This is a genomic window from Micromonospora sp. LOL_025 (genome assembly GCF_048060285.1).
Classification (GTDB): Bacteria; Actinomycetota; Actinomycetes; order Mycobacteriales; family Micromonosporaceae; genus Micromonospora.
Map to the genome: position 1 here is coordinate 122,755 of NZ_JBHMIR010000004.1, position 24,764 is coordinate 147,518.

The 24,764-nt window shown below is 71.5% G+C and carries 20 protein-coding genes and 1 pseudogene; 11 read left to right on the plus strand and 10 right to left on the minus strand.

Annotated features, from left to right (window positions below):
* Positions 1-586: 586 nt before the first annotated feature.
* From ACFHW0_RS07395 to ACFHW0_RS07415, 5 genes and pseudogenes are all read left to right on the plus strand, one after another.
* Positions 587-3,091 carry a putative bifunctional diguanylate cyclase/phosphodiesterase gene (locus tag ACFHW0_RS07395; RefSeq protein ID WP_416606347.1) on the plus strand — a complete coding sequence of 835 codons (2,505 nt, stop codon included), beginning with the start codon at positions 587-589 and terminating at the stop codon, positions 3,089-3,091.
* Positions 3,092-3,126: 35 nt separating this feature from the next.
* A pseudogene (locus tag ACFHW0_RS07400) lies at positions 3,127-4,451 on the plus strand (glycosyltransferase 87 family protein); the annotation flags it as partial.
* Positions 4,441-5,073 carry a phosphoribosyltransferase gene (locus ACFHW0_RS07405; protein WP_416606348.1) on the plus strand — a complete coding sequence of 211 codons (633 nt, stop codon included), beginning with the start codon at positions 4,441-4,443 and terminating at the stop codon, positions 5,071-5,073. The pseudogene ACFHW0_RS07400 and the gene ACFHW0_RS07405, both read left to right, overlap by 11 nt.
* A gap of 22 nt (positions 5,074-5,095) precedes the next feature.
* Complete coding sequence (locus ACFHW0_RS07410) at positions 5,096-5,512, plus strand: zf-TFIIB domain-containing protein (protein WP_121397437.1); 417 nt, start codon at positions 5,096-5,098, stop codon at positions 5,510-5,512.
* 115 nt (positions 5,513-5,627) lie between these two features.
* Positions 5,628-6,308: a maleylpyruvate isomerase N-terminal domain-containing protein gene (locus ACFHW0_RS07415; protein ID WP_416606350.1), complete on the plus strand. Its 681-nt coding sequence runs from the start codon at positions 5,628-5,630 to the stop codon at positions 6,306-6,308.
* A gap of 33 nt (positions 6,309-6,341) precedes the next feature.
* Here ACFHW0_RS07415 and ACFHW0_RS07420 read toward each other — a convergent pair whose 3' ends face one another.
* Complete coding sequence (locus ACFHW0_RS07420; protein WP_416606351.1) at positions 6,342-6,956, minus strand: hypothetical protein; 615 nt, start codon at positions 6,954-6,956, stop codon at positions 6,342-6,344.
* A 340-nt stretch (positions 6,957-7,296) separates the two neighbouring features.
* Positions 7,297-8,688: a replicative DNA helicase gene (gene dnaB, locus ACFHW0_RS07425; RefSeq protein ID WP_416606714.1), complete on the minus strand. Its 1,392-nt coding sequence runs from the start codon at positions 8,686-8,688 to the stop codon at positions 7,297-7,299.
* A gap of 411 nt (positions 8,689-9,099) precedes the next feature.
* On the opposite strand from dnaB, the gene ACFHW0_RS07430 reads away from it, so the two are divergent.
* Complete coding sequence (locus ACFHW0_RS07430; RefSeq protein ID WP_416606352.1) at positions 9,100-10,668, plus strand: hypothetical protein; 1,569 nt, start codon at positions 9,100-9,102, stop codon at positions 10,666-10,668.
* A gap of 162 nt (positions 10,669-10,830) precedes the next feature.
* Here ACFHW0_RS07430 and rplI read toward each other — a convergent pair whose 3' ends face one another.
* From rplI to rpsF, 4 genes are all read right to left on the minus strand, one after another.
* The gene (gene rplI / locus ACFHW0_RS07435) at positions 10,831-11,277 is read right to left on the minus strand and encodes a 50S ribosomal protein L9 (RefSeq protein ID WP_121397434.1); all 447 of its coding nucleotides are present in this window, start codon (positions 11,275-11,277) and stop codon (positions 10,831-10,833) included.
* A 14-nt stretch (positions 11,278-11,291) separates the two neighbouring features.
* On the minus strand, positions 11,292-11,531 hold the full coding sequence (gene rpsR, locus ACFHW0_RS07440; RefSeq protein ID WP_007073789.1) for a 30S ribosomal protein S18: 240 nt from the start codon (positions 11,529-11,531) through the stop codon (positions 11,292-11,294).
* A gap of 41 nt (positions 11,532-11,572) precedes the next feature.
* The gene (locus tag ACFHW0_RS07445) at positions 11,573-12,109 is read right to left on the minus strand and encodes a single-stranded DNA-binding protein (RefSeq protein ID WP_172896610.1); all 537 of its coding nucleotides are present in this window, start codon (positions 12,107-12,109) and stop codon (positions 11,573-11,575) included.
* Between the two features lie 80 nt (positions 12,110-12,189).
* Positions 12,190-12,480 (minus strand): 30S ribosomal protein S6, encoded by a 291-nt coding sequence (gene rpsF / locus ACFHW0_RS07450; RefSeq protein ID WP_121397433.1) that lies wholly within the window; start codon positions 12,478-12,480, stop codon positions 12,190-12,192.
* 640 nt (positions 12,481-13,120) lie between these two features.
* On the opposite strand from rpsF, the gene ACFHW0_RS07455 reads away from it, so the two are divergent.
* Positions 13,121-13,912 (plus strand): deoxyribonuclease IV, encoded by a 792-nt coding sequence (locus ACFHW0_RS07455; RefSeq protein WP_416606355.1) that lies wholly within the window; start codon positions 13,121-13,123, stop codon positions 13,910-13,912.
* Positions 13,909-16,269, plus strand: a complete 2,361-nt coding sequence (locus ACFHW0_RS07460) for a hypothetical protein (protein WP_416606356.1) — start codon at positions 13,909-13,911, stop codon at positions 16,267-16,269. The genes ACFHW0_RS07455 and ACFHW0_RS07460 overlap by 4 nt, the downstream gene beginning before the upstream one ends.
* Before the next feature lie 47 nt (positions 16,270-16,316).
* Here the strand turns inward: ACFHW0_RS07460 and ACFHW0_RS07465 are convergent, their stop codons facing one another.
* The 3 genes from ACFHW0_RS07465 to ACFHW0_RS07475 all read right to left on the minus strand — a co-directional run bounded on the left by ACFHW0_RS07465 (position 16,317) and on the right by ACFHW0_RS07475 (position 21,523).
* Positions 16,317-17,822 carry a glycosyltransferase family 87 protein gene (locus tag ACFHW0_RS07465; protein WP_416606358.1) on the minus strand — a complete coding sequence of 502 codons (1,506 nt, stop codon included), beginning with the start codon at positions 17,820-17,822 and terminating at the stop codon, positions 16,317-16,319.
* 117 nt (positions 17,823-17,939) lie between these two features.
* Positions 17,940-20,858: a transglycosylase domain-containing protein gene (locus tag ACFHW0_RS07470; protein WP_416606359.1), complete on the minus strand. Its 2,919-nt coding sequence runs from the start codon at positions 20,856-20,858 to the stop codon at positions 17,940-17,942.
* Between the two features lie 197 nt (positions 20,859-21,055).
* Entirely contained in the window at positions 21,056-21,523 is a 468-nt protein-coding gene (locus ACFHW0_RS07475) for a DUF5318 domain-containing protein (RefSeq protein WP_132235496.1), read from the minus strand.
* A 174-nt stretch (positions 21,524-21,697) separates the two neighbouring features.
* Here ACFHW0_RS07475 and ACFHW0_RS07480 point away from each other — a divergent pair, with 174 nt between their 5' ends.
* The 3 genes from ACFHW0_RS07480 to ACFHW0_RS07490 all read left to right on the plus strand — a co-directional run bounded on the left by ACFHW0_RS07480 (position 21,698) and on the right by ACFHW0_RS07490 (position 24,092).
* The gene (locus tag ACFHW0_RS07480; RefSeq protein WP_121397428.1) at positions 21,698-22,336 is read left to right on the plus strand and encodes a PadR family transcriptional regulator; all 639 of its coding nucleotides are present in this window, start codon (positions 21,698-21,700) and stop codon (positions 22,334-22,336) included.
* Between the two features lie 23 nt (positions 22,337-22,359).
* The gene (locus ACFHW0_RS07485) at positions 22,360-23,439 is read left to right on the plus strand and encodes an inositol-3-phosphate synthase (protein WP_121397427.1); all 1,080 of its coding nucleotides are present in this window, start codon (positions 22,360-22,362) and stop codon (positions 23,437-23,439) included.
* Between the two features lie 278 nt (positions 23,440-23,717).
* Positions 23,718-24,092, plus strand: a complete 375-nt coding sequence (locus ACFHW0_RS07490) for a hypothetical protein (RefSeq protein ID WP_416606362.1) — start codon at positions 23,718-23,720, stop codon at positions 24,090-24,092.
* Between the two features lie 96 nt (positions 24,093-24,188).
* On the opposite strand, the gene ACFHW0_RS07495 is transcribed toward ACFHW0_RS07490, so the two are convergent.
* Positions 24,189-24,674 carry a methylated-DNA--[protein]-cysteine S-methyltransferase gene (locus tag ACFHW0_RS07495; protein WP_416606364.1) on the minus strand — a complete coding sequence of 162 codons (486 nt, stop codon included), beginning with the start codon at positions 24,672-24,674 and terminating at the stop codon, positions 24,189-24,191.
* Positions 24,675-24,764 lie beyond the last annotated feature (90 nt).

A 24,764-nucleotide genomic window follows, 5' to 3' on the forward strand; every position in this document is an offset into this window, starting at 1 on the left:
CGGGAGAATTGCCCGGTCGCGAGTCGATCGGCGCGGCAACAGGCAACGGGCAACGTACGGAGTGCATCTTGCCCCGGTCGTTCCGTGACGTCGTCGAGCGCGGCAGCAGAGGGTCGACGCTGACGGGATCACCGGGCGGATGGTGGCGTACCGGCACGGAAGCGGTGACCTCGACCACGCGGCGTGCCCGAGGTCCGCTTTTCGGGCCGGCGCCCGGCCGGCGGCCGCTGCAAACTGCACCGTCGTGTCCGATGCCGCCGACGCCGCCACCGGTTCATTATCTAGCGTTAACCGGGAGTCGGTAGAAACACAGCACTGAGTTCCCGCCCGGGAGCACAAAGTCACGCGGTAGGGCGCGGTTCTCATCCATTGCCCATAGTCACATATATCCCTCCATAATTGGCCGAACCGCACTTAGGCTGTCGGCGTCGCGGAACACAGCGGCGCAAGGGCCGAGGCGAAACCGGGGAGGGATAGCGATGTCGGCACACGAGTGGAACTGAGGATTGTGGCTGGCGCGTGACCGCGGGTAATCTTGGCGTGCTTAGCAGGCGGAGGCAGTCGGGATGCCGTGACACGACTGGACGTGGGCAAGACAGAGGCCGAGCGGCGGCTGACGCTGCACGTCGGCCTCGTCTGCGTCGTGGCCGCCATCGCGGCCGCCCTGTGTCTGCGCGAGCTGACGAGACTGGACTGGTCCCGTAACCACCTGACACTCTCGCTCACTCTGATCTGTCTGGCCCTCCTCGCTATGACGATCAAGTGGCGGATCCGGATCCGCGCGACGGTCCACGCGATCTCCTGGAGCGAGACAGCGATCATCCTGAGCCTGGCGGTCGCGCCGACTCCGCTGGTGATCCTGACCACCGGGATCGGGGTGGCGATAGCCCAGTACCTCGCCAAGCTCCCGCCGCTGAAGGCCGCCTTCGGGGTGGCCAAGACCATGCTGCTGGCGGTGGGCGGCGGGGCCGCCCTCCACGCGGCCGGAGGGGCACCACCGATCACCGACCTGTGGCCGGCCCTCGGCCCGATCGGGGTCGCCTACGCCGTCACGGTGGTCCTCGACGAAGTGCTGACCCTCCCGGTCATCGCACTCGCCACCGGCACCCGGCTCAGGCAGCTCTTCCGCGAGGACCTCGGGCTGCGCCTGACGAGCGCGCTGGCGCGCTTCGTCCTCATCGTCACCACGCTGTTCATCCTCCATGGGGACCCCCGGCTCCTGCTGGCGGTGCCGCCCCTCGTACTCAGCCTCCACCTGCTCTACTCCAACCGGGTCAAGGCCCGCACCGAGCAGCAGGCGTGGCAGCGGCTGGCCCGCACCACCGACGCGCTCAACGTGGTGGACCTCGACAAGGTCCTCACCACCGCCGTCACCCAGGCCGCCGAGCTGTTCTCCGCCGACGAGGTGGAGATCGAGCTGCGAGACGGCGGCCGGACCGTCCGCGGCGGCGCGCTCGGCACCACGTACGACGGGCCGGCCGGCGAGCCGACCTCCGTGGACGGCACCGTGGTCCCCGCCGCCCTGGAGGGGCACGACCGCACGGTCGACGTGGGCGTACTGCGACTGCGGTTCCGGGGGCCCGTGCAGCTCTCCGAGCGCGAGCAGTACACGCTGCGCACCTTCGCCTCGGCGTTGTGCACGGCGGTGCGCAACGCGCAGGCGTACGCCGAGCTGGCCCGGGTCGCCGACGAGCACGCGTACGCCGCCACCCACGACGCGCTGACCGGGCTGGCCAACCGCCGGCACCTGCTCGACCAGGGCACCGAACACCTCAACACCCGGCACGCCGACGGGGTGACCGCGCTCGTGCTGATCGACCTCAACCACTTCAAGGAGGTCAACGACACCCTCGGGCACGCCGCCGGGGACCACGTCCTGGTGCAGGTCGCCGAGCGGCTGCGCGACGCCGCCCAGGAGGGGGACCTGGTGGCCCGGCTCGGCGGCGACGAGTTCGCCGTACTCCTGCGGGGTCTGCCGGCCCCGGCGGTGGCCGCACACCGCGCGGAGACCCTGCTCGCCACGCTGCACGAGCCGTTCGACCTCGACGGCATGCGGATCAGCGTCGAGGCCAGCGGCGGGATCGCCGCCGCACCCGCCACCGGCGGCATGCCGGAGCTGCTGCGCCGCGCGGACGTGGCGATGTACCAGGCCAAACGGGCCGGGCAGCGGACCTCGACGTACGCCCCGACCCGCGACACCGCCGACCTCGGCCGGCTCACCCTCGGCGGCGAACTGCCGCGCGCCGTCGCCGACCACGAGTTCACCGTCAACTTCCAGCCCATCGTCGACCTGGGCACCGGCCGGGTCACCGGCGCCGAGGCCCTCGCCCGCTGGCACCACCCCACCCACGGGATGATCGACCCGCTGCGCTTCCTGGAGGCGGTCGAACGCTCGGGCCTGCTCCCCGCCTTCGCCGAGGCGATCCTCGACCAGGCACTGATCGCGGCGGTCAGCTGGCGCGACGCCGGCTTCGACGTGCCGGTGGCGGTCAACGTGTCGCCGCGCAGCCTCCTCGACGCCCGCTTCCCCGGCTCCGTGCTGGCCCGGCTGCGGGCCCACGACCTGCCCCCCGACCGGCTGGTGCTGGAGCTGACCGAGACGCTCACCCTCAGCCAGCTCGACGTGGTCGACCGGGTGCTCAGCCGGCTGCGCGACGAGGGGGTCCGGCTGGCGCTCGACGACTTCGGCACCGGCTACTCCTCCCTGTCGCTGCTCTCCCGCATCCCCGTGCACGAGCTGAAGATCGACCGCAGCTTCGTGACCGCCATGGAGACCTCCGCCGAGGCCGCCGCCGTCATCCGCTCCACCCTCGACCTGGGCCGCAGCCTCGGGCTCGACGTGGTGGCCGAGGGCGTGGAGAGCGAGCCGCAGCGCCGGGCCCTCTGGGAACTGGGCTGCACCGCCGGCCAGGGGCACCTCTTCGCCCGGCCGATACCCGCCGGCACGCTCCTCGCGGCGTTCCGGCGCGGCTCCGGCGGCAGCCCCGGCACGCTCGCCCCTCCCCTGCACGACGCCGGAGCCGTGATCCGGCTCGCCCCGGGCCGCCGGCCGGGCGGGCGCGGCCGCACCGACCGCCACCTGCCCGCCTGACGCGGCGACGCGCACCTGCTGCCAGACTGGCCCGCGTGACCGCCGCCCCGACCGCCCGCCGCCGCGGCTGGCGGTCCCTCGACTCCGCCGCCGGCGGCCTCGCCCTCGACCTCGGCCTGTACGCCGCGTCGGCGGCCTTCGCCGCGATCACCGCCGCCACGTCCACCCTCGTCCCGCACCGGGCCTGGGGCGCCGTCGCCGCCGTCGGATACCTCCTCGCCGCCCTCGCCGCGACCGGCCAGCTCCTGCTGCGCCGACGCGACCCCGGATCGCCGCCGGCCGGGCTGCGGGCCCGCTGGGCGGTCACCGGGTTCGCCTGGTTCGCCACCGCCCTGCTGCCGCTGGCCTGGCAGAGCATCCAACGGGCCGGCGGACGCACCGACCGGGCACAGGAGGAGGTGCTGGTCGTCGAGGAGTCCGGCCGGCGGCTGGTCGACACCGGCACGCCGTACCTCGGGCACGACGCGATCGCCGCCCTGCCACCCGGCGAACAACTGCTCGGCTACACCCCGTACCAGCCGGGAATGGCGCTGTTCGGGCTGCCCCGGGCGGCCGTCGACGCCTGGTGGACCGACGCCCGCGTCTGGTTCGCCGTCGGGACCGCGCTGGCGCTCGCCCTGGCCGTCCGCGCCCTCACCCGCGGCGTGCACCGGACCGCGAACGACCCCACCGGCGCCGCCCTCCTCCGGGGCGTACAGGCCGCCACCGTCCTCCCGGTTTGCGCGCTCACCCTCGCCACCGGCGGCGACGACCTGCCCGTACTCGCGCTCTGCCTGCTCGCCCTCGCCCTCGCCGCCACCGGCCGCCCTGGCCGGGCCGGCCTCGCGGTCGGCCTGGCCGGGGCGCTGAAGCTCTTCGCCTGGCCGGTCGCCCTCGTGCTGATCATCTGGGGGCTGACCCGGCGGGCCGGCCTACGGGTCGCCGCGGGCGCCATCGGCCTGCCCGCCGCCGCGCTGCTGCCGGCCCTGCTCGTCGACCGCGACGCGCTGGTCGAGAACGTGCTCCGCTTCCCGCTCGGGCACGGCCTGGTGACCAGCCCCGCACAGTCGCCGTTCCCCGGCCACCTGATCGCCACCGCGCTGCCCGCCGGCCGCGTTGTCGCCGCCGCCCTCCTGCTCGCCGCCGGGCTGGCCATCGCCGTCCGGCTCGCCCACCGCCCGCCCCGCACCGCCGTCGCCACCGCCCTGATCTGCGGGTGCGGCCTGCTCGCCGCGATCCTGCTGATGCCCACGACCCGCTTCGGATACCTGCTCTACCCGCTCGCCCTCCTCGCGTGGGCCCCCGCCCTGCACCCCCCGGTTTCCGCGAACCGGCGGGCGAAGGCCGGCGACACGGCGTAGACCTGAGGCATGACCACCTACCGCGACCGCGAAGAGGCGGGCCGGACGCTCGCCGAACGGCTCACCGCACTCATCGGCGAACCGGACGTCATCGTCCTCGGGCTGGTACGCGGCGGCGTGCCCGTGGCCCGGGTGGTCGCCGAGCGTCTCGGCGCACCCCTGGACGTGCTGGTCGTCCGGAAACTCGGCATGCCGTGGGCACCCGAGGTGGCCTTCGGCGCGCTCGGCCCCGGCGGCGTACGGGTCCTCAACGACATCGTGGCCAGCCGACTCACGGAGGACGACGTCGCCGAGGTCGTCCGCCGCGAGGAGGCCGAACTGGAACGGCGGGAACGGCTCTACCGCGCCGGCCGGCCGCCGCTCGACCTGACCGGGCGCACCGCCGTGATCGTCGACGACGGCCTGGCCACCGGCGCCACCGCCCGCGCCGCCGTCCAGGTCGCCCGCCACCTCGGCGCCCGCCGGGTCCTGGTCGCCGTCCCGGTCGGCTCGCAGGAGGCGTACGAGATGCTGGCCGCCGAGGCCGACCAGGTCGTCTGCGCCCAGCACCCGCCGGAGTTCATGGCGGTGAGCGCCTACTACGAGGACTTCCACGAGGTCGCCGACTCCGAAGTCACGGAAGCGCTGACAGCGACTGCGTGATCTGACCGGGTACGGTCGGAGGATGAGCATGACCTGTCCCAAGTGTCACGGAGAAATGCGCCAGTACGAGCGCAGCGGCGTCGTCATCGACCAGTGTGGCGAGTGCCGGGGAATCTTCCTCGACCGCGGCGAGCTGGAGAAGCTGTTCGAGGCGGAGGCCAACTGGAACCGCCAGCAGGGCGGGGCGGCGCCACAGCCCGCCCAGCAGCAGGGGGGCTACCCCGGCCAGCCGAGCCACCAGCAGGGCGGTTACCCGCCTCCGCCGCCCCCGCCGCCCGCCCCGCACCAGCCGGGCTACGGCGCCGTTCCGCCGCCGCCCCCGCCGGTGCACGGCTACCCGCCGGCCCCCGCCTACGGCCACGGTCAGCAGCACCACGGCTACCACGGGCACTACAAGCGCAAGAAGCACAAGAGCTTCCTGGACGACATGTTCGGCTGAGCCACTCCGTCGACCGGGCCGGCGCATCGACCGGCCCGGTCGCCCGTGGTTCCACGCCCTCCCACCACCGCCGGTCGCCGTGCCGGCCGGCGGCGGTCGTGCGACGCTGCACCCCATGACGCCGCACACGCTGCACTACCCGCTGGCGCAGGCGTACGACGGGATCACCCGGGTCGTCGCCGACCTCGATGACGCCGGCCTGCAACGGCCCACCCGGTGCCGGGGCTGGCTCGTCGCGGACCTGCTCTTCCACGTGCTCTGCGACGCCCAGCGGGCGCTGGTCGCGCTGGCCAGCCCCGCCGAGGGCCCGGCCGACGTGGACGACGTGAGCTACTGGCGCACGTTCCCGTCCGAGGGGGACGGTAACGGCGCACGGCACGCCTGGTGGGCCCGCCGCTCGGCAGCCGCCTTCGACCGTCCCGGCGGGATAGTCCGCCTCTGGTCCGACACCGCACCCGCCGCCGTACGTGCCGCGGGGGCGGCCGATCCCGACGGCCACGTCACCACCCAGGGGCACGTGCTGCGGGTGCCGGACCTGATCGCCACCCTGACCACCGAGGCCGTAGTGCACCACCTGGACCTGGTGCTCGACCTGCCCGACGCGCCCCTGCCCGGGACGCTCGCGACGGGTGTCGCGGTGGCCACCATGGACGGCCTGCTCAGCGACGACGCCGTCCGACCGGCCGCGTGGAGCGACGCGGAGTACCTGCTCAAGGCGACCGGACGAATGCCGCTGACCGGCCGGGACCAGCTCGAACTCGGCGAGGTCGCCGGCTGGTTCCCCCTCCTGGGCTGAGCACGCCCACATCGCCAGGGGCGGGCGGCCGGTTCAGCTCCGTCGAGTCGACCTGACCGAGTTGGCGGCTGCTGCCAGGATCCGCTCGGCCGTCTCCGCCTTACGCAACAGAGCGATAGAGGCGTCGCGGTAGAGCAGCGCGACGATCTTCTCTGCGGGACCGCACGTGGTTCCCACGGTGTGTATCGATTTGTGTGGCCGCACCGAGAGTCCGATGATCCCCTGGGCTCGCAGGAAACCGAGGAATTCCTCAAGTACGTGCCGCCGGCCCACCAGTCGGAACTGGGGCATGGTGGCCGGGGCGGTTCGCGATCTGCGGTAGAGGCCCATCGACCCATCGCCGTCGACCACACCGCGCCAGAAGTCACGCGACTGCACCAACCGAGCGTCGGTCGGTCCCTCGTACCGACCGAGTGCGGCAAGCCGGTCGGCCAACCGGTGGGAGCGGACCGAGAACTGGCACGAGTGGTGGGTCGGGCTGGGCGCCGAGATGGCGCTCGTCGACCCGAGGAAGGTACGAAGCTTGGCCAGGTGCGCTCGATCGCGTTCGGCGAGTCCTACCGAGATCTGTGGGATGTGATTCGACCGGTAGCTGATCGACCCGTCGGCGAACAGGAAGCCGATCCAGTAGCAGGCGTCGGAGCTCAACTCGTCGAACGCCTCGTGCCGGAGCGTGTGGAGGACGCACCGAAGAGGGACACCCCGCCGAGTGACGAGACCGCGCACGGCAGGCTCGGTGATGCCGTACGCGGTGGCCAGTTGCCCCAGCGACGCTCCCGCCTGATAACGCTGGAGGACCTCGGAGCGCTGGTCCTCCGTCAGCTTGCCGACGACCCTCGCCGGTATCCCTCGGCGCCGCAGCAGGCCACACGGATCGCCTGCCGGGACACACCGTTCGAACGGGCGATGCTGCTCAGACTGTCACCGGCCAGAGCACGCTCGATGGCCTCGGCCCTCGCAGCCTCCGTCAACCGGGCGCCCGTCTGCCTCACACGATGGCCATGTCGACGAAGCGCGACAGGTGGAGCTGCGCGGCCACCGTCACGGTGTCGGTCGGACCATTTCTGTGCTTGGCAATTATGAAATCCGCTTCCCCGGCCCGCGGCGACTCCTTGTCGTAGTAGTCGTCGCGGTGCAGCAGGATGACAACGTCGGCATCCTGCTCGATCGAGCCAGACTCACGCAGGTCGGACAATTGTGGTCGTTTGTCGGTGCGCTGCTCCGGACCACGGTTCAGCTGGCTCACCGCGATCACCGGGCACTCGACCTCCTTGGCGAGCAGCTTCAGGCCACGGGAGAGGTCCGCGACCTCCTGCTGCCGGCTCTCGGTGCGCTTCGGGGAGGTCATCAGCTGGAGATAGTCGACCACGATCAGCTTGAGGTCGTGCCGCTGCTTGAGCCGGCGCGCCTTGGCCCGGATCTCCATCAGGTTCATGCTCGGCGTGTCGTCGACGAAGAGCGGCGCCTCGCTGATCTCGCCCATGCAGCGGGCGAGCTTGGTCCAGTCGTCGTCGGAGAGCTGGCCGCTGCGCAGGACGTGCAGCGGCACCCGCGCCTCGGCCGAGAGCAACCGCATGACGATCTCGACCTTGCTCATTTCCAGCGAGAAGATGGCTGACGCCTGGTTTGCCCGAATCGCGGCGTTTCGGGCGAAATCCATGCTTGCGGTCGATTTTCCTAACCCGGGGCGTCCGGCAACGATCACGAGCTGCCCCGCGTGCAGGCCGTTGAGCAGGCGGTCGAGGTCGGTGAAGCCGGTGGGCACGCCGGTCATCACGCCGCCCTGGGCGCCCACCGCCTCGATTTCGTCCAGCGTGGGCTGGAGCATGTCGGCGAGCACGGCGAAGTCCTCGCTGACGCGGCGCTCCGTGACGTCGTAGACCGCCTGCTGCGCGAGGTCGACGATGTCGTCGACGTCGCGGCTGCCGCCCTGGCCCGTGCCGTAGCCCAATTGCACGATCTTGGTGCCGGCCTCGACCAGGCGCCGCAGGACGGCCCGCTCGCTGACGATGCGGGCGTAGTACGCCGCGTTCGCCGCCGTCGGCACGCTGGCGATCAGCGTGTGCAGGTAGGGGGCGCCGCCGATGCGGACGAGGTCGCCGGAGTCCGCCAGGGCCGCCGCGACGGTGATGGAGTCGGCCGGCTCGCCCCGGCCGTAGATCTCCAGGATGGTGTCGAAGATGGTGGCGTGCACCGGCCGGTAGAAGTCGTTGGTCTTGAGGATCTCGACGACGTCGGCGATGGCGTCCTTGGACAGCAGCATGCCGCCGAGGACGCACTGCTCGGCGGCGACGTCCTGCGGCGGGGTCTTGTCGAACTGGCCGTCGCGCTGCGGCGGCGCGGACGCCTGCCCCCCGCCCGATCGCGAGTCCGCCCGCATGTCGTCGGTGACCGACACGGGTTCCCCCTCCACTGCGTCGGATCCGGATTCAGCCCTACCGCCGAGGTACGACAACCTCGACCTGCCGGTCGATCGGGGGTCATCGCACGGCCGGTCGGGGGCCAACCATACGGAACCCGAGGTCAGCCACTCAACCACGTCGGTGGACGAGCCTCGGGACAACCTGTGGACGCCGGCGGACGAGCATGTGCGCAGGGTGTGCACAGCCTGTGGACAACGGCTGGGGAATTCCCCAGCACACGGCTCTGAGCTGCGGAAACTCAATCCCCAGCCTGTGGACGGGAAGTTTTCGGTCGAACTGCGCGGTCGAACGTCCCGTACTATCTCCAGCGAACGGCTACACCTGCACAGCGGATTGCGCCATCGGTTGAGAAGGGTCACGCTCCGGCCGTGAGTAACCGGGACTGGGGACGCGGAGAGGGTGTTCCGCGCGAGCCGGTCACCCCCTGGGACGATCCCGCCGGCCCGGCACCGGTCGATCCCTACGAGCGCGCCCCCGCCCGGCACCGCACCCCGAGCCGGCGCCGGGCCGTCGAGCGTGGCCAGCGGGAACCGGTCGACAGCTACCTGCCTCGTTGGGCACTGGAGTCGGGGGTCCGCAGCGCGGACGGCGGTGGCCGGCACGCCGCACCCGACGACGAGGCGCGGATCGAGGCCGACCGGCCGCATTCCGGTGCCTGGCGGAGCACGGAGACCACGAGCAGTTGGCGCCGGGTCAGCGAGACGAGCTGGCGCGAGGCCCCGGCGATCGGGGCAGCCCCGGAGTCGGAGCACACCGGGGAGTGGACGTTCGACCACCCGCAGGAGCGGGGATACTCCGGGCGGCGGCGGGCCGAGGACGACCCCGTCTCGGGTTCGGTGCCGCCGAGCCGGCCGAGGCGCTCGTCGTCGCAGCGCCCGCAGGTCGTCTGGTCCGGCCTGGAGGAGGCGGACGCGTCCGGGCCCGTACCGGATCGGGATGCCGAGCGGCCGGCCCGCCGGGGCCGGCGGGCGGCGGAGGACCGACCCGCCGTCGATCCGTGGGACCGGGGGTCGCACCTCGCCGCGTCCGAGATCCCGCCCTCCCGTCCTCCGGCGGTGGACACGTGGGACGCGTCCGGTGTGCACGCGTGGCAGCCGGCCGGTGAAATCGACCGCTGGGACCACGCCGGCGCCGGCCGCTGGGATCGGAGCGGCGACACCGGCCGCTGGGACCGGAGCGACGGCACGGGTCAGTGGGACCTTACCGACGGCACCGGTGAGTGGTACCGGTCCGACGACACCGGCCAGTGGGAGCGGTACTCCGACGACGGTGGGTGGGACAGGACCGCGCCGGGTTCCGGCGGGGGTGCCGTCCAGGGGTGGTCCCGGCCGGAGCAGGACGACCGGAGCGAGGGTTTCTGGTCGGGTACCCGGCTGGCGGGCGACGATCCGCGCTGGGTGGACCCGTCGGTGTCGGCACCCCGGTCACCGGTGGCGCCCTACTCCGCGCCGCGACCGCGTCCGGCGGCGCGTCGGCGCGTGGCCGAGCCGGTCGGTGCCGCGCCGGCGTCGGCCGTACGCCGCCGGGCCGGGACCGCCGGGGCGGGAGCGTGGGGCCGTCGTATCGAGGACGACCTGCTCGATCCCGATCCGGGCGGGCCGTGGCGGTCGCTGCTCTACACGGTCGCGTGCTACCTGGTGCCGGCGGCGCTGATCTTCGTCTGGTTGCTGACCCTGGACGGACAGGTGCCGGCGGGGTGTGTCACGGACATCACCGGAGGGGGTTGCGACTCGCCCCGGGCGCGGGCGCTGGGCTCGCTGGCGGCGGGCCTGCCGCGCTTCGGGTTGGCGCTGGCCAGCAGCATGGTCGTGGCGCTGTTGCTGCGCCGGGTCGGGACGACGTGGCGTTCGGCCAGCGTCGCGTTGGCGGCGGCCGTGGTCGGCGGCGGTCTCTCGACGGTGATGATCAGCGCGGTGACGGGCCAGCCGATCGGTTGACGATCAGGGTGGTGACCGGTCAGCCCGTCGACCGACGCGCCACCGCCGACCGTGTGGCGGCAAGCGTGCCGCAGGCGTACGGCGGGAGGGTGGACGCGGCCGTACGGCGAACAGGGCCCGCACCGGTCGGTGCGGGCCCTGTCGTGGTGCTGGGGTGAGGTGTCAGCCCTGGACGACGTTGAGGTCGAACTTGGCGGTCACCTCGGGGTGCAGCTTGATCTGCACCGGGTAGGAGCCGGTCGACTTGATGGGACCGGACAGCTCCAGCCGACGACGGTCGAGGACCGGACCACCGGCGGCCTTGACGGCGTCGACGATCTCGGCCGGAGTGACCGAGCCGAAGAGCCGACCGCCGTCGCCGGCGCGGGCCTTCAGGCTGACCTTGAGGCCCTCGAGCTGGCCCTTGACCTCGTTGGCGTGGCCGAGGTCGCGGATCTCCCGGGCCGAACGGGCCCGCTTGATGACCGTGACCTGCTTCTCCGCACCCTTGGTCCAGGCGATCGCGAAGCCCTGCGGCAGCAGGTAGTTACGGCCGTAGCCGTTCTTGACCTCGACGATGTCGCCCGGGGCACCGAGGCCGGACACCTCCTGAGTCAGGATGATCTTCATTTCGGTGCCTCCTCTCAGCGGGCCGTGGCCGTGTACGGCAGGAGCGCCATCTCACGGGCGTTCTTGACCGCACGGGCGATCTGCCGCTGCTGCTGCGAGGTCACGCCGGTCACCCGCCGAGCGCGGATCTTGCCGCGGTCGGAGATGAACTTGCGCAGCAGCGCGGTGTCCTTGTAATCGATGTAGGTGATCCCGTCCTTGTCGAGCGGGTTCACCTTCTTCTTCGGCTTGCGAAGTGCAGCGGCCTTGGCCATTGCTCGTGCTCCTGGTTTGCGATCGCGGGCGCTCGGCGCCATTAGAACGGGGGCTCCTCGTCGAAGTTGCCGCCACCCGAACCACCGCGCGAGGGTGCCGGTGCAGCCGAGGCCCAGGGGTCGTCGAAGTTGCCTCCGCCGCCGCCCTGGCCACCTCCACCACCGCCACCGAAGCCGCCGCCACCGCCGCCGGAGCGGGACATCTTCTGCACCTTCGCCGTGGCGTAGCGCAGCGACGGGCCGATCTCGTCGACCTCGAGCTCGATGACGGTGCGCTTCTCGCCCTCGCGCGTCTCGTACGACCGCTGACGCAGCCGGCCCGAGACGATCACGCGGGCGCCCCGCTGGAGCGACTCGGCGACGTGTTCCGCCGCCTGCCGCCACACGGTGCACGCCAGGAAGAGCGGCTCGCCGTCCTTCCACTCGCCGGAGGCCTTGTCCATGAACCGGGGCGTCGAAGCGACCCGGAACTTGGCGACCGCCGCACCGGAGGGGGTGAACCGCAACTCGGGGTCATCGGTCAGGTTGCCGATGACCGTGATGGTGGTGTCTCCTGCCATGACCATCTCCTCGCGCACTCATCAGTTCTGCCGTACAGGCTCTCAGAGCCCTCCGACAGTGCCGATGAGGCTGATCCGGGTGAACCGGGTTGAATGCTTTAGCGCATCTCCGGCCGGATGACCTTGGTGCGCAGCACGGACTCGTTGAGCCGCAGCTGACGGTCCAGCTCGGCCACCGCTGCGGGCGTCGCCTGCAGGTCGATGACGGCGTAGATGCCTTCGGCCTTCTTGTTGATCTCGTACGCGAGGCGCCGGCGGCCCCACACGTCGGTCTTCTCGACCGAGCCACCCGCGGTGCGGATCACGTTCAGGTACGTGTCGAGCGACGGGGCGACGGTGCGCTCCTCGAGGCTGGGGTCGAGGATCACCATGACTTCGTAATGACGCAAGACGTGCTCACCTCCTGTGGGCTAAGCGGCCACGGTCCTTCCGTGGCAGGAGGTCGTGCGTCGTGGCCCGCGCCGGTTCCGGGGGAACCCGGCCGGACGCGGACAACCGGACCAGGATACCCGGTCCCGACGATCATGCCCGGGGTGGTCGGCGGGGCCCCTTCCGCCGGGCGAGGCGACGGGGGCCCGCGTCGACGTCGCTGTCGATGCGGGCCCCCGTACACGAGGCCGCGGGGCGTCCCGTCCGCATTCCTTGGGTGGGACCTGGGGAGGAACGACCACACCGATGAGGTTGGACCGGGGACGCCCCGCGGAGCTTTATCGTGTTGTTACCTGACGTTACAACGGCACTTGCCCCTTGTCGGGGGAAATGGCGGAATTCTCCGACAAATTTCCCGGTGAGCCCGGTTCCGTGAGGGCGGGCCCCCGCCGCGCCGGGCCGCGCGGCGGGGGTGTCCCCGCTCTCGGGCGGTTCGACGTGCTCCCGGCAGGCCGACCTGCGGTCGATGCGGGCCGGCTGCGGCAACCGTGGATCCCACTCGCATCAACGACCGCCGGCGCCGGGAGGTGACGCGTGGGACCGGCGAGTCCGCCACCGCCGTCATCCCGGCTGTCGGCGACGCGACGTAGGCTCCCCTGCATGCGTATCGGAGCCCACGTCGATTCGACCGACCCGGTGGCGGAGGCGACCGCCCGAGGGGCCGAGGCCGTGCAGTTCTTCCTCTCCGACCCACAGGGGTGGAAGGCGCCGAAGCCGCGGGAGGACGCGGACCGGCTGCGGACCGCGGGCGTCGACCTCTACGTGCACGCGCCGTACGTCATCAACGTCGCGACCCTGAACAACCGGATCCGGATCCCCAGCCGCAAGCTGCTGCTCGGGCACGCCCAGGCGGCCGCCGCCATCGGCGCCAAGGGGCTGATCGTGCACGGCGGGCACGTCAACGCCGGCGACGACCTGGCCGTCGGCTTCGACAACTGGCGCAAGACCTTCGCGTACGCGGCGGACTCCGGCGGCTTCGACGTGCCGGTCCTGATCGAGAACACCGCCGGCGGCGACAACGCGTGCGCCCGGCGGCTCGACGCGCTCGCCCGGCTCTGGGACGCGGTGGGCGACCACGAGGTGGGCTTCTGCCTGGACACGTGCCACGCCCACGCCGGCGGCGAGGAGCTGCTCGGGCTCGTCGACCGGGTCAAGGCGATCACCGGGCGGATCGACCTGGTGCACGCCAACAACTCCAAGGGCGCGTTCAACTCCGGTCAGGACCGGCACGACAACCTCGACGGCGGCACGATCGACCCGGAGCTGGTGGTCGCGGTGATCCGCGCGGCCGGCGCGCCGGTCATCGTCGAGACCCCAGGCGGGGTCGACGGTCAGGGCGCCGACATCGCATTCCTGCGCGACCGACTGGGCGCGGGGAGCCCGACGGCATGACGACCGAGCAGTCCGCCGCCGGCAGTCCCCGTCCCGACGCCGCCGCCGAGAACGCCGACACTGCCGAGAAGACGGAAGCCGCCGGGAAGACCGGCACGGCCGGTGCCACGCCCGGCACGGCCGCCAGGACCGGCGGGACCGGCGGGGTCGGCGGGGTCGGCGGGGCCGAGCCCAAGGCCGGGGCGGCCGAATCCGGGACCGGTGGGACCCGACCCGGTGCCGACACAGCCCAGGCCAGGACCGGGGCGGAGGTCAAGGCGGTCGGGGCCGACGGAGTTGGCGCGACCGAGACGGGGAACGGTAAGGCCGGCACCACGGCGGGCGGGGCCGACGAGGTCGCCGCCAAGACGGGCAAGGACGACGCCAAGTCGGGCGCAGCCGGCAAGGACGGCACCAAGAGCACGGCCGGCAGTACGGGCACCAAGCCGGGCGCAGCCGGCAAGGACGGCACCAAGAGCACGGCCGACAAGGCGGACGCCGGGGCGGGCTCAGCCGGTGCGGCCGGGGCCGGCGGCGAGGGCGCGAAGGGCGGCGACAAGGCTGCCGGCAAGAACGAGGACGGGGGCGACAAGGGGGGCAAGCCGGACCGGTGGGAGGTCTTCGCGTCCGCCCCCGAACCGGTGCCCTCCCGGCTCGGCCGTGCCGCGCGGGCGGTCGGCCGCCTGTTGATCCACGAGTGGACGCTCGCGGCGTTCGCCTCGCTGGCGTTGGCCGTGCTGATGACCTGGCCCACGCTGCGCTATCCGCGGCACACCCTGCCGCAGGACTACTGGGACCCCAGCCTCCAGGCGTGGCAGATGGCCTGGTCGGGGCACATCCTGCTGACCAACCCGGCGCAGCTGTGGCAGTCGAACACCTTCTTCCCGGAGTCCTGGAGCTTCGCCTTCTCCGACACCCTGCTCGGGTACGCCCCGGCGGGCATGATCGGCACCGGCCCCGAAGCCGCCGTGCTCCGCTACAACATCATGTTCGTGCTGGCCCACGCGCTCGCCACGCTCGGGGCGTACGCGCTGGCCCGGCAGCTCGGCGCTGGCCGGATCGGTTCCGCCGTGGCCGGGGCGAGCTTCGCGTACGCGCCGTGGCTGCTGGCCCAGGCCGGGCACCTGCACGTGATCTCCAACGGCGGCATCCCGCTGGCGTTGGCGATGCTCGCCCGGGGGCACGGCTGGTCGTTGCGGCACGGGTACCGTCCTGAGCGCCGGCACGACGGCTGGGTCTACACCGGCTGGTTGGTCGCGGCCTGGCAACTCAGTCTCGGCTTCGGCATCGGGCTGCCGTTCGCGTACTTCCTCGCCGGGACCGTGCTGGTCGCAGCCGTCACCTGGTTCCTGCGGCGATGGGTCGTCCGGCCGGTCAAGCGCCCGTTCGGCCGCCGGTTGCTGGTCGCGGACCTGGTCGGCGGCCTGCTCTTCGCCGGCGTCGGCGCGCTGCTTGCCATCCCGTTCTTCACGGTGGCGGAGGCGCACCCGAACGCGAAGCGCTCCATCGGCGACATCGCCGTCTTCTCGCCGCCGGCGAGCGGTTTCTTCACGGCGCCTGCCGAGTCGCGGGTCTGGGGCGGGCTGCACGAGGGGGCACGGGAGATGCTGCCCTGGCACCCGGAGATGACCCTGCTGCCCGGCTTCGTGCTCTACGCGCTCGCCGCCGGCGGGCTCTTCTTCTCCGTGTGGAAGTTGCGCCACCGGCTGCTGCTGCTCGCCGGGGTGGTGGTGACGATGGTGCTCGCCATGGGCACCCGGTTCTTCGACGGCACCTTCACCTACGTGCCGCTGTTCGAGCACGTGCCGGGCTGGAACGGCCTGCGTACGCCGGGTCGGCTGATGCTCTGGACGACGCTGCTGCTCGGGCTGCTCGCGGCGGGCGCGGTCAGCGCGTTCGCCACCCGGGTCCGGGAGGTCTACGCCGAGCGGATCCCCTCCTGGCCGAGCCCGTGGCTGCGGCTGGCCACCCTGCTGCCGCTGGTGCTGGTGATCGGCGAGGGGTTGAACTCCACGCCCCACCCGATCGTGCCGCCCCAGCCGGCGGCGATGCGGACCGTGGACGGGCCGTTGCTGGTGCTGCCGAGCAACCAGAGCCTCGACCAGCCGGTGATGCTCTGGTCCACGACCCGGTTCCAGGACGTGGTGAACGGCGGGAGCGGCTTCACGCCGCAGCAGCTCGACGACGTACGCCGGGTGACGCTCTCCTTCCCCGACCAGGTCAGCGTCGACTACCTGCGCGTCCTCGGGGTCCGCAACGTGCTGCTGATGCGCGACCAGATCGCCGGCACGCCGTGGGAGATCACCGTCGACGCACCGGTCGACGGGCTCGGCATCACCCGCGAGGAGATCGGCGACGTGGTCGTCTACCGGCTCTGACCGGCGTTCTCCCGGCCGTCGGGGTCGCCTCCGACGGCCGGGAGCGGTCAGACGGCGGCGGGCGTCGGCTCGGCCGGCACTTCGGGGCGGCGTCGCCAGCGGTCGAGCCAGGGCGCGTCCGGAGCGCCGTCGAACAGCCCGCCGTCCGGGTCGTCGGCGTAGGTCCGCCGCACCGGGTCGAGTTCGGGCCGCATGATCTCCCGGACGACCAGCACGCAGAGCACCACCACGGTGGTCAGACGCAGGGTCGACGCCAGCACGAAGACACCCTCCGGGAAGACCGGCTTGCTGGTCGCCACCCCGAGCAGCTCGCCGTAGAAGGCCACGAAGTAGCAGACCTCGGCCACCTGCCAGGCCAGGAAGGCGCCCCACTTCGGGCGGGCGAGCACCACCAGCGGCAACAGCCAGAGCACGAACTGCTGCGACCACACCTTGCTGAAGATCAGGAAGGCGGCGACCACCAGGAACGCGAGCTGGGCGAGCCGGGGCCGGCGCGGGGCCAGCAGCCCCAGCGCGGCCACGCCGAGGCAGGAAAGCCCGAAGAGGGCGTACGACAGGGTGTTCAGCGTCGGGATGTTGACGTTCAGCCACTCGAAGGGACCGAGGTCGGCGGGGTTGGTGCTGCCGAACTTCCCGTCCAGGTAGCGCCCGATATACCAGAGGGTGCCCCAGTCGATGGGCCGGGTCGAGTTCAGCTCGAAGAAGCGGTCCCAGTTCTCCCGGTAGGGAATGGCGACCGGCAGGTTCACGAGGACCAGGGAGACCAGGGCCGCGCCGAAGGCGGCGAGGGCGGCGCGGAGCCGCCCGGCGCGCAGCGCCAGCACCAGGATCGGGCCGAGGATGAACAGCGGCCACATCTTGGCCGCCCCGGCGAGACCGAGCAGGACGCCGGCCGCCAGCGGTCGGCTGCGGGCCCAGGCGAACAGGCCGAACGCGGCCAGGCCGATGGCTAGCAGGTCCCAGTTGACCGTGGCGGTGAGCATCAGCGCGGGGGCGAGCGCGAAGAGCGCGGCGTCCCATGGTCGGCGGCGGCGCAGGGCGAGGAGCACCGCCACCGTGGCGACCGCCAGCGCGCCGAGCACCAGCGCATTGAGGTTGTAGAACCACATGCCCTGGTTGAGCCCAGGGTCGTTCTGGCCGAGGGCGTGCACGGGCAGGCCGAGGGCGCCCATGAAGTAGCCGGTGAGGACCGGGTACTCGACGGGGTGGTCCTGGTAGGGGACCGCACCCTCGTTGAGCCGCTCGGCGTAGTAGAGCGCCAGCACGTCGGTGTAGCAGAACCGGGTGTACTGCACGTTGTTCTGCCAGGCGCCGTCCTGGCAGGGCGACTTCTGCACCCAGTGCAACGCCAGGGTCAGGCAGACCAGGGCCAGGACGATGCGGGTCGCCGTCCAGAACCGGCTCTCCCGCCCGGCGGGCCGGTCCAGGGCGACGGCGTGGTCGCCCAGCGGGCCGCCGATGGCGCCGGAGAGGCCCCGGACGAAGCCGTCGGAGCGGGACGGATGGTCAGGGGCACCGGCGTCGTCGATGCCTCGCGTCGACTGCGTGCTCATGAAGGTGCATCCTGCCGTACATCGGGCCTCCGCGTCCCCTCCCTCTCACGACACGTCGATACGCGGAACGCCGCCGGCGGCCGGAGAGGTGCTCCGGCCGCCGGCGGCGTTCGTCGATCAGTCGTTGTCCGGTCGGGGTGTCAGGCTCAGTAGCAGCCCGCCGCCGCCACCGTCCCGGCCGGGGCGCGGATCGGTCGGGGCGGTGGGACCGCCGGGGCCGCCGGGAGGGGTGCCGCCGCCGTTGTTGCCACCACCGTTGTTGCCGCCGGGGCAGAACAGGCCGAGCGGATCGCAGTTCGGCGGGCCCGGCGGAGGCGGCGGGGGCGGGGGCGCCTCACCGTTGCCGCTGTTCGGGTCGCCGACGTTCGCCGCGGGCGGGAAGTCCTTCTTCTCCCATTTCTTGGCCTTGTGTGCCTCGTCCATGAACCGTTCCCAGATGGTGCCCGGCAGGTTGCCGCCACTGATCTTGTCGCCGTTCTTCAGCTTGAGCGGCTTGCGGTCCTTGACGTTGCCGACCCAGACGGCGGTGGCGATCTGCGGGGTGTAGCCGATCATCCAGGCGTCGCCGTTGTCGTCGCTTTTCGCCTTGAGTTCCCAGGTGCCGGTCTTGGAGGCCGCCTTCCGGCCGTCGTCGAGCTTGTGGTTGACCCGCGCCGGGTACTGCTCCAGCACCGAGGTCACGTCCGCCACGACGTCCTTGTCGATGCGCTGCTCACCCTTGAGCGAACCCTCGTCGGCGATCTTCTTCCACTTGCCGGTCACCTCGTCCCGCTTCTCGACCGAGAAGAGGAAGTGAGCCTTGTGGTAGCGGCCCTGGTTGGCGAAGGTGGCGACCCCGTTGGCGTGGTCCAGGACGGTGATCGGGTACTGGCCGTAGCCGACGACGTGGAAGAACGGGTCCGGCGCGATGTCCTTCGGATCGGTCTTGGTGAGGTCGTAGCCCTTCGGCGGGTCGGTGTCCGACCGCCACATCATGCTGACGCCGGCCTTGGCCGCCATGTCGACGACCTTGTCGGGGCCGATGTCCTGGCTGACGTGGTAGAACGGCACGTTCAGCGACTTGAGGGTGGAGACCGTCAGGGTGCAGGAGTTGCCGCACTCGGGGTTGTCCACGCCGGCGTTGCTGACCTTGAACTTGGTGCCTTCGGGCGTGAAGGCCTTGCCCTTCCAGCGCGACTCGAGGGCCTTGCCCGCCTTGAGCGCCGCCGCCAGGGTGTAGATCTTGAAACTCGAGCCCGGCGGGTGACCGCCGTAGGGGTTGCCGGAGGAGTCGATGTTCTTGCCGGCGTAGTCGGTGCCGGTGCCGTTGTCGCCGCCGTAGTAGGCGAGCACGCGACCGTTCTTCGGATCGATGGCGACCACCGCCGCCATCAGGTTCGGCGGCTGGCCGGCGAGTTCCGACCCCTTGGTCTTGCGCTGGGCGGTCTCGACCGCCGCCTCCTGGATCTTCGTGTCGATCGTGGTGCGGATCTTGTAGCCGCCCGACATGAGCGCCTGGGAGCAGAGCGGCTTGGCGTCGGTGATCTGCTCCTCCTTGTCGACGCAGATGCCCTTGTCCCGCATCTCCTGCTTGACGTAGTTGATCACGTTGCCGTAGGGGGTGTTGACGCCGAAGTCGATGCCGGCGCCGCCCTGGCTCGGCTTCTTGGGCATCGGGTACTCGGCCAGCGTGGGCGCCGCTGGCTTGCCCGGGGCGTTCAGCCAGCCCTCGGCGACCATGCCGCTGATCACATACTCCCAGCGGGACTTGGCGTCGACCAGGTTGACGGCCGGGTCGTAGCCCTTGTGGCCCATCCCAGCCTCCGGCTGCTTGATCAGCGCGGCGAGGACCGCGCCCTCGGCCACGCTCAGCTTGTTCGCCGGCTTGCCGTAGTACGTCTGCGCTGCCGCCTCGATGCCGTGCGCGCCCCGCCCGAAGTAGATGATGTTCAGGTAGTGCTGCATGATCTGCGGCTTGGTGTACTCGTCGTTCAGCTTGGAGGCGAGGATCGCCTCCTTGACCTTCCGGGCGTAGGTGTCGTCCTTCAGGTTGTCGAACGCGTTGCGCGCGTACTGCTGGGTGATCGTCGAGGCGCCCTGCTTGCTGCCGCCGGAGACGTTGTTCCACGCGGCCCGGACGATGCCCTTGTAGTCCACACCCGAGTGCTCGTAGAAGTTGCGGTCCTCGGCCGCGGCGACGGCGTCCTGCACCCACTTCGGGATCTGGTCGATGGTGACCAGGGTCCGGTTCTGCGTGCCGACCTTCGCGATGATCGTCTTGTTGTCGGACGCGTAGAGGGTGGTCGCCTGCGGCGGCGTGGTGTCCTCCGGGAGGACCACGTTGGTCGAGTAGTAGGTGAAACCGACCACGCCGAGCCCGGCGAGCATGATGAACACGGCGAAGGCGGCGATCAGCATGTTGACCCGCTTGCGCTTCTTCGCCCGCGACGCACCGGCCGGGTTGCCCGCGCCGCGCCCGCGCCGGCCGGGGCCGGTCGGCCCGCCGGGCCCACCCGGGCCGCCTGCGGCCGGCGAGACGCTCGCCCGGGCCGAGGCCCGGCCGCTGACGCCGCCGACCGCCGCCGATCCGACACTGGCCCGTCCGGCCGGGGCGGCGCCTACGGCGGCGGAGCCCACCGAGGCGCGACCGGCCGGCCCGCCGGCCGCCGGGGAGACCGGCACCGACGCGCGACCCGTGCCCGGCGCCCGGCCCGCGCCGGGCGCCGGAGAGACCGGCACGGAGGCCCGGCCCGGCACCGCCCGGCCGACGGAGGCCGAACCCACCGAGGCGGAGCCCACCGGGGCGGAGCCGGCACGCGGCGGAACGGCCGCCGACGCCGAACCGGAACTGCCGCGCGGCGGAACGGCGGCCGAGCCGCCGACCGAGGCCCGTCCGCCGGCGGCGGCCCGGGGCGCGACCGAGGCGCGACCCGCGGGTGCCGTACCCTCCTGTGCAGCCGACCAGCCGCCCCCGGAGGCGTCACCGCCGGGGTCGCCGTGCTGGCCCGGAATCTGGGCCCGCCCGCGCGGGGAACTGGAATCGCCGTACGAGTTCATTCCTCACACCCTGCCGTCGCGGTGGGACGCGACTGCGCCGCCACCGGTTTGCCGTGAGATGGGACACCTGTCGAGGGCGGCACGGGGGTGCCGGTCGACCGGTGCCACTTGCGAATCAATCGGGCCAATCAGACCAACGATCCGTCGGTCTCCCCGGGCGTGCGTGCGCTGGCCGGGGTCGGCCGATCGAGCGAAGATCACCGTTGCGCCTCTCGCCTCCGTCGACTGCCCGCACCGTTGCCCGAGGCGGCCGCGCCGCCCACCGCGTCCTGCTCCTGCCCACCCTCCGGACTCCCGGTCAGGCCGTCCCGGCCGAGCAGGTACTGCTCGACGAGATGGTTCCAGTCGCAGCCGAGGCACACCTCCACCACGAAGACCTGGAACTCACGCACCGTCATCGCCAGCACCGGCAACTCGGCCAGTGTCCGGGCCTGGCCGGCGGACTGCTTGAGCTCGTCGCCGTAAATGTAGTGGACGTGGGTCAGGTTCTCGCTCCGGCAGATCGGGCACCGCTCGTCGGTCGGCTCACCGTGGAAGCGGGCGGCGTTCTTCAGGTAGGGCGAGGCGTCGCAGACGTCGTACGTGCCGACCCGGCCCGCGAGGAGCTCACGCAGCACCGCTCGCTTCCGGAGCGAGTAGTCGACTACCTGGCGCTGCGTACGCATGCGGAGAAGGGTACGCGGTCTCGTCGGACGGGGCGACCACGGTGACGATGCGTGACCGGAGAACCTCGGAGCGGGGGTTTGCCCTGATCACGGCGATCCGCTAGCGTGCGATGTATCGGTCCGATACATCGCGGCGGTTACCGCTCCGCGTAGAGGGTACAGAGAGGATGGCCCGTGCTCGAGCTCGCCATCCTCGGCCTCCTGCAGGAGTCTCCGATGCACGGCTACGAGCTGCGCAAGGAGCTGACCGCCAAGCTCGGTGCGATCAGGGCGGCGATCAGCTACGGCTCGCTCTATCCCACGCTGCGCAGGTTGCAGGCGGCGGGATGGATCACCGAGGCCGCGGAGGCACCCGCCACGGTCGAGGAGGTTCCCGCGCTGACCAGCCGACGAGGTCGGGTGGTCTACGAGATCACGGCGGAGGGGAAGGAACGCTTCGCCCAACTGATCGCGCAGACCGGGCCGGAGACGTACGACGACACGGGTTTCGGCGTGCACTTCGCGTTCTTCGCCCGGACCGACCAGGCGACCCGGCTCCGCATCCTGGAGGGTCGCCGGCGAAAGATCGAGGAACGCCGTGAGGGGCTTCGCGACGTGCTCGGCAGGGCGGCCGAGCGGCTCGACGCATACACGCTGGAACTGCAGCGCCACGGCCTGGACGCCTGTGAGCGCGAGGTCCGCTGGCTGGAGGAGCTCATCGCCAACGAGCGCTCCGGCCGTGCCCCGACGGTCCCGTCAACCGGGACGGCCGGCGGCCGACGAGAAGACAACAGCCCGCCTCCGCCTGGAGAGTCCAGGAAAGAGCGGCCGTGATGAAGAAGAAGGAGGCAGACGCTATGGGCTCCGTCCGCGTCGCCATCGTCGGTGTGGGTAACTGCGCCTCGTCCCTCGTACAGGGCGTGGAGTACTACCGGAACGCCGACCCGAACGACCGCGTCCCGGGTCTCATGCACGTCACCTTCGGCGACTACCACGTTTCGGACGTGCAGTTCGTCGCGGCGTTCGACGTGGACGCCAAGAAGGTGGGCATGGACCTCGCCGAGGCGATCGTCGCCAGCGAGAACAACACCATCAAGCTCTGCGACGTGCCGCCGACCGGCGTCACGGTGCAGCGCGGTCCGACCTTCGACGGTCTGGGCCAGTACTACCGCGAGATCGTCGAGGAGTCCGACGCCAAGCCGGTCGACGTCGCCCAGGCGCTGCGCGACGCGCAGGTCGACGTCGTGGTCTCGTACCTGCCGGTCGGCTCCGAGCAGGCCGACAAGTTCTACGCCCAGGCCGCGATCGACGCCGGCTGCGCGTTCGTCAACGCGCTTCCGGTCTTCATCGCCTCCGACCCGGAGTGGGCCAAGAAGTTCGAGGACGCGGGCCTGCCGATCGTCGGTGACGACATCAAGAGCCAGGTCGGCGCCACCATCGTGCACCGCGCGCTGGCGAAGCTGTTCGAGGACCGGGGCGTCGAGCTGCTGCGCACGTACCAGCTCAACTTCGGCGGCAACATGGACTTCATGAACATGCTGGAGCGCAACCGCCTGGTCTCGAAGAAGATCTCGAAGACCCAGTCGGTCACCTCGCAGATCCCGCACGAGATGAGCAAGAGCGACGTGCACATCGGCCCGTCGGACCACGTGCCGTGGCTGGACGACCGCAAGTGGGCGTACATCCGCCTGGAGGGTCGCTCCTTCGGCGACACCCCGCTCAACGCCGAGCTCAAGCTCGAGGTGTGGGACTCGCCGAACTCGGCCGGTGTCATCATCGACGCCGTCCGCGCCGCGAAGATCGCGCTGGACCGGAAGATCGGCGGCCCGATCCTGTCGGCCTCGTCGTACTTCATGAAGTCCCCGCCGGTGCAGTACGCCGACCACGACGCGCACGCCGCCGTCGAGGCGTTCATCGCCGGTGACGTCGAGCGCTGACGCGCCGACACTCCACCGTCCGGCAACTAACCGCCACACGTAACACCGCCGAGGGCCGGGTCCGCAAAGGACCCGGCCCTCACGCGTTCAGTCCAATGTCTTGTGCGGCGACCATACCTATTCATTCCTCCAACGGAGACCCAGGTTCTCGGGCCAGCGGCAAACGCCGGCACGCCAGTCATCCTCAACTTCGATGTCCGGAAGGGGTGTCCAAGAGCCCCTTCGGCCTATACGATCTGAATCCAAGTGATCACCCACTGTGAACGCCAGGGAGAATCATGCGAGTAAAGAGGTTCGTCGGAAGTATTTTGAGCGCTGGTGTCATGCTCACCACAATGGTGGTGAGCGCTCCCGCCGCAAGCGCCGCCACGGCCTATGGGTGCGGCTACCCTCAAGTCTGTTTCTACAAGACCAAGGCGGACTGGGACGCACGCCGATGGACGGCCGCCTACAAAGACATCACCAACTACAACCAGGTGTTAGGGTCCAGCGCGGCCGGCTCCTACGCAGTCTACAACTCGCGAAACGACGACGGTGCGTTCCTGAGATTCGCTATCGGCACCTCCCACTGTCTGCTGCCCAACGAAAAAATGACCAACATCACCAACTCTTACGTCGAGACAATCAGAATTTACGACTCCGCCTCCTGCTAAGAACGAGGTCGAGCCGCAACAAAACCGCCGAGGGCCGTATTGCTGGGCCGGCCCTCGGCGGTTTGGGCCCACCTAATCTCAGGCACAGCCGCAGCGTCATACCCCGGACCAGGCGTGTCGCAGGGCGACCCCGGCCTCCAACTCCAGCAGCTTCACCTTGCGGTCCAGGCCGCCGCCGAAACCGACCAGCTTGCCGCCGGCGCCGACGATCCGGTGGCACGGCACGAGCACCGGGATCGGGTTGCGGTTACAGGCCACCCCGACCGCGCGGGCGGCACCCGGGTCGCCGAGCCGGCGGGCCACCTCGCCGTAGGTGAGCGTCTCCCCGTACGGGATGCGGGTCATCTCCCGCCAGACGCCCCGTTCGAAGTCGGACCCGCCCGGTGCGGCCAGCGGCACCGCGAACCCGGTCAGCTCGCCCGCGAAGTACGCCCGCAGCTCCGCCAGCGCCTGTCGGGCCGCCTCGTCGCCCGGCTCCTCGGCGGCTGCGTCGACCCGGCCGAAGTGGGCCCGGCACACGTGGGTGCCGTCGGTGGCGACGGAGAACTCGCCGATCGGGGAGTCGAGCACGGTCCAGCGCATCCCCCGATTGTCCCCCGGCGCCCCGACAGGGCCTCCCGCCCGGGCCGCCGGGCGGGCCACTGTGCATCCGGGCTGCCGACGAGAGACGTC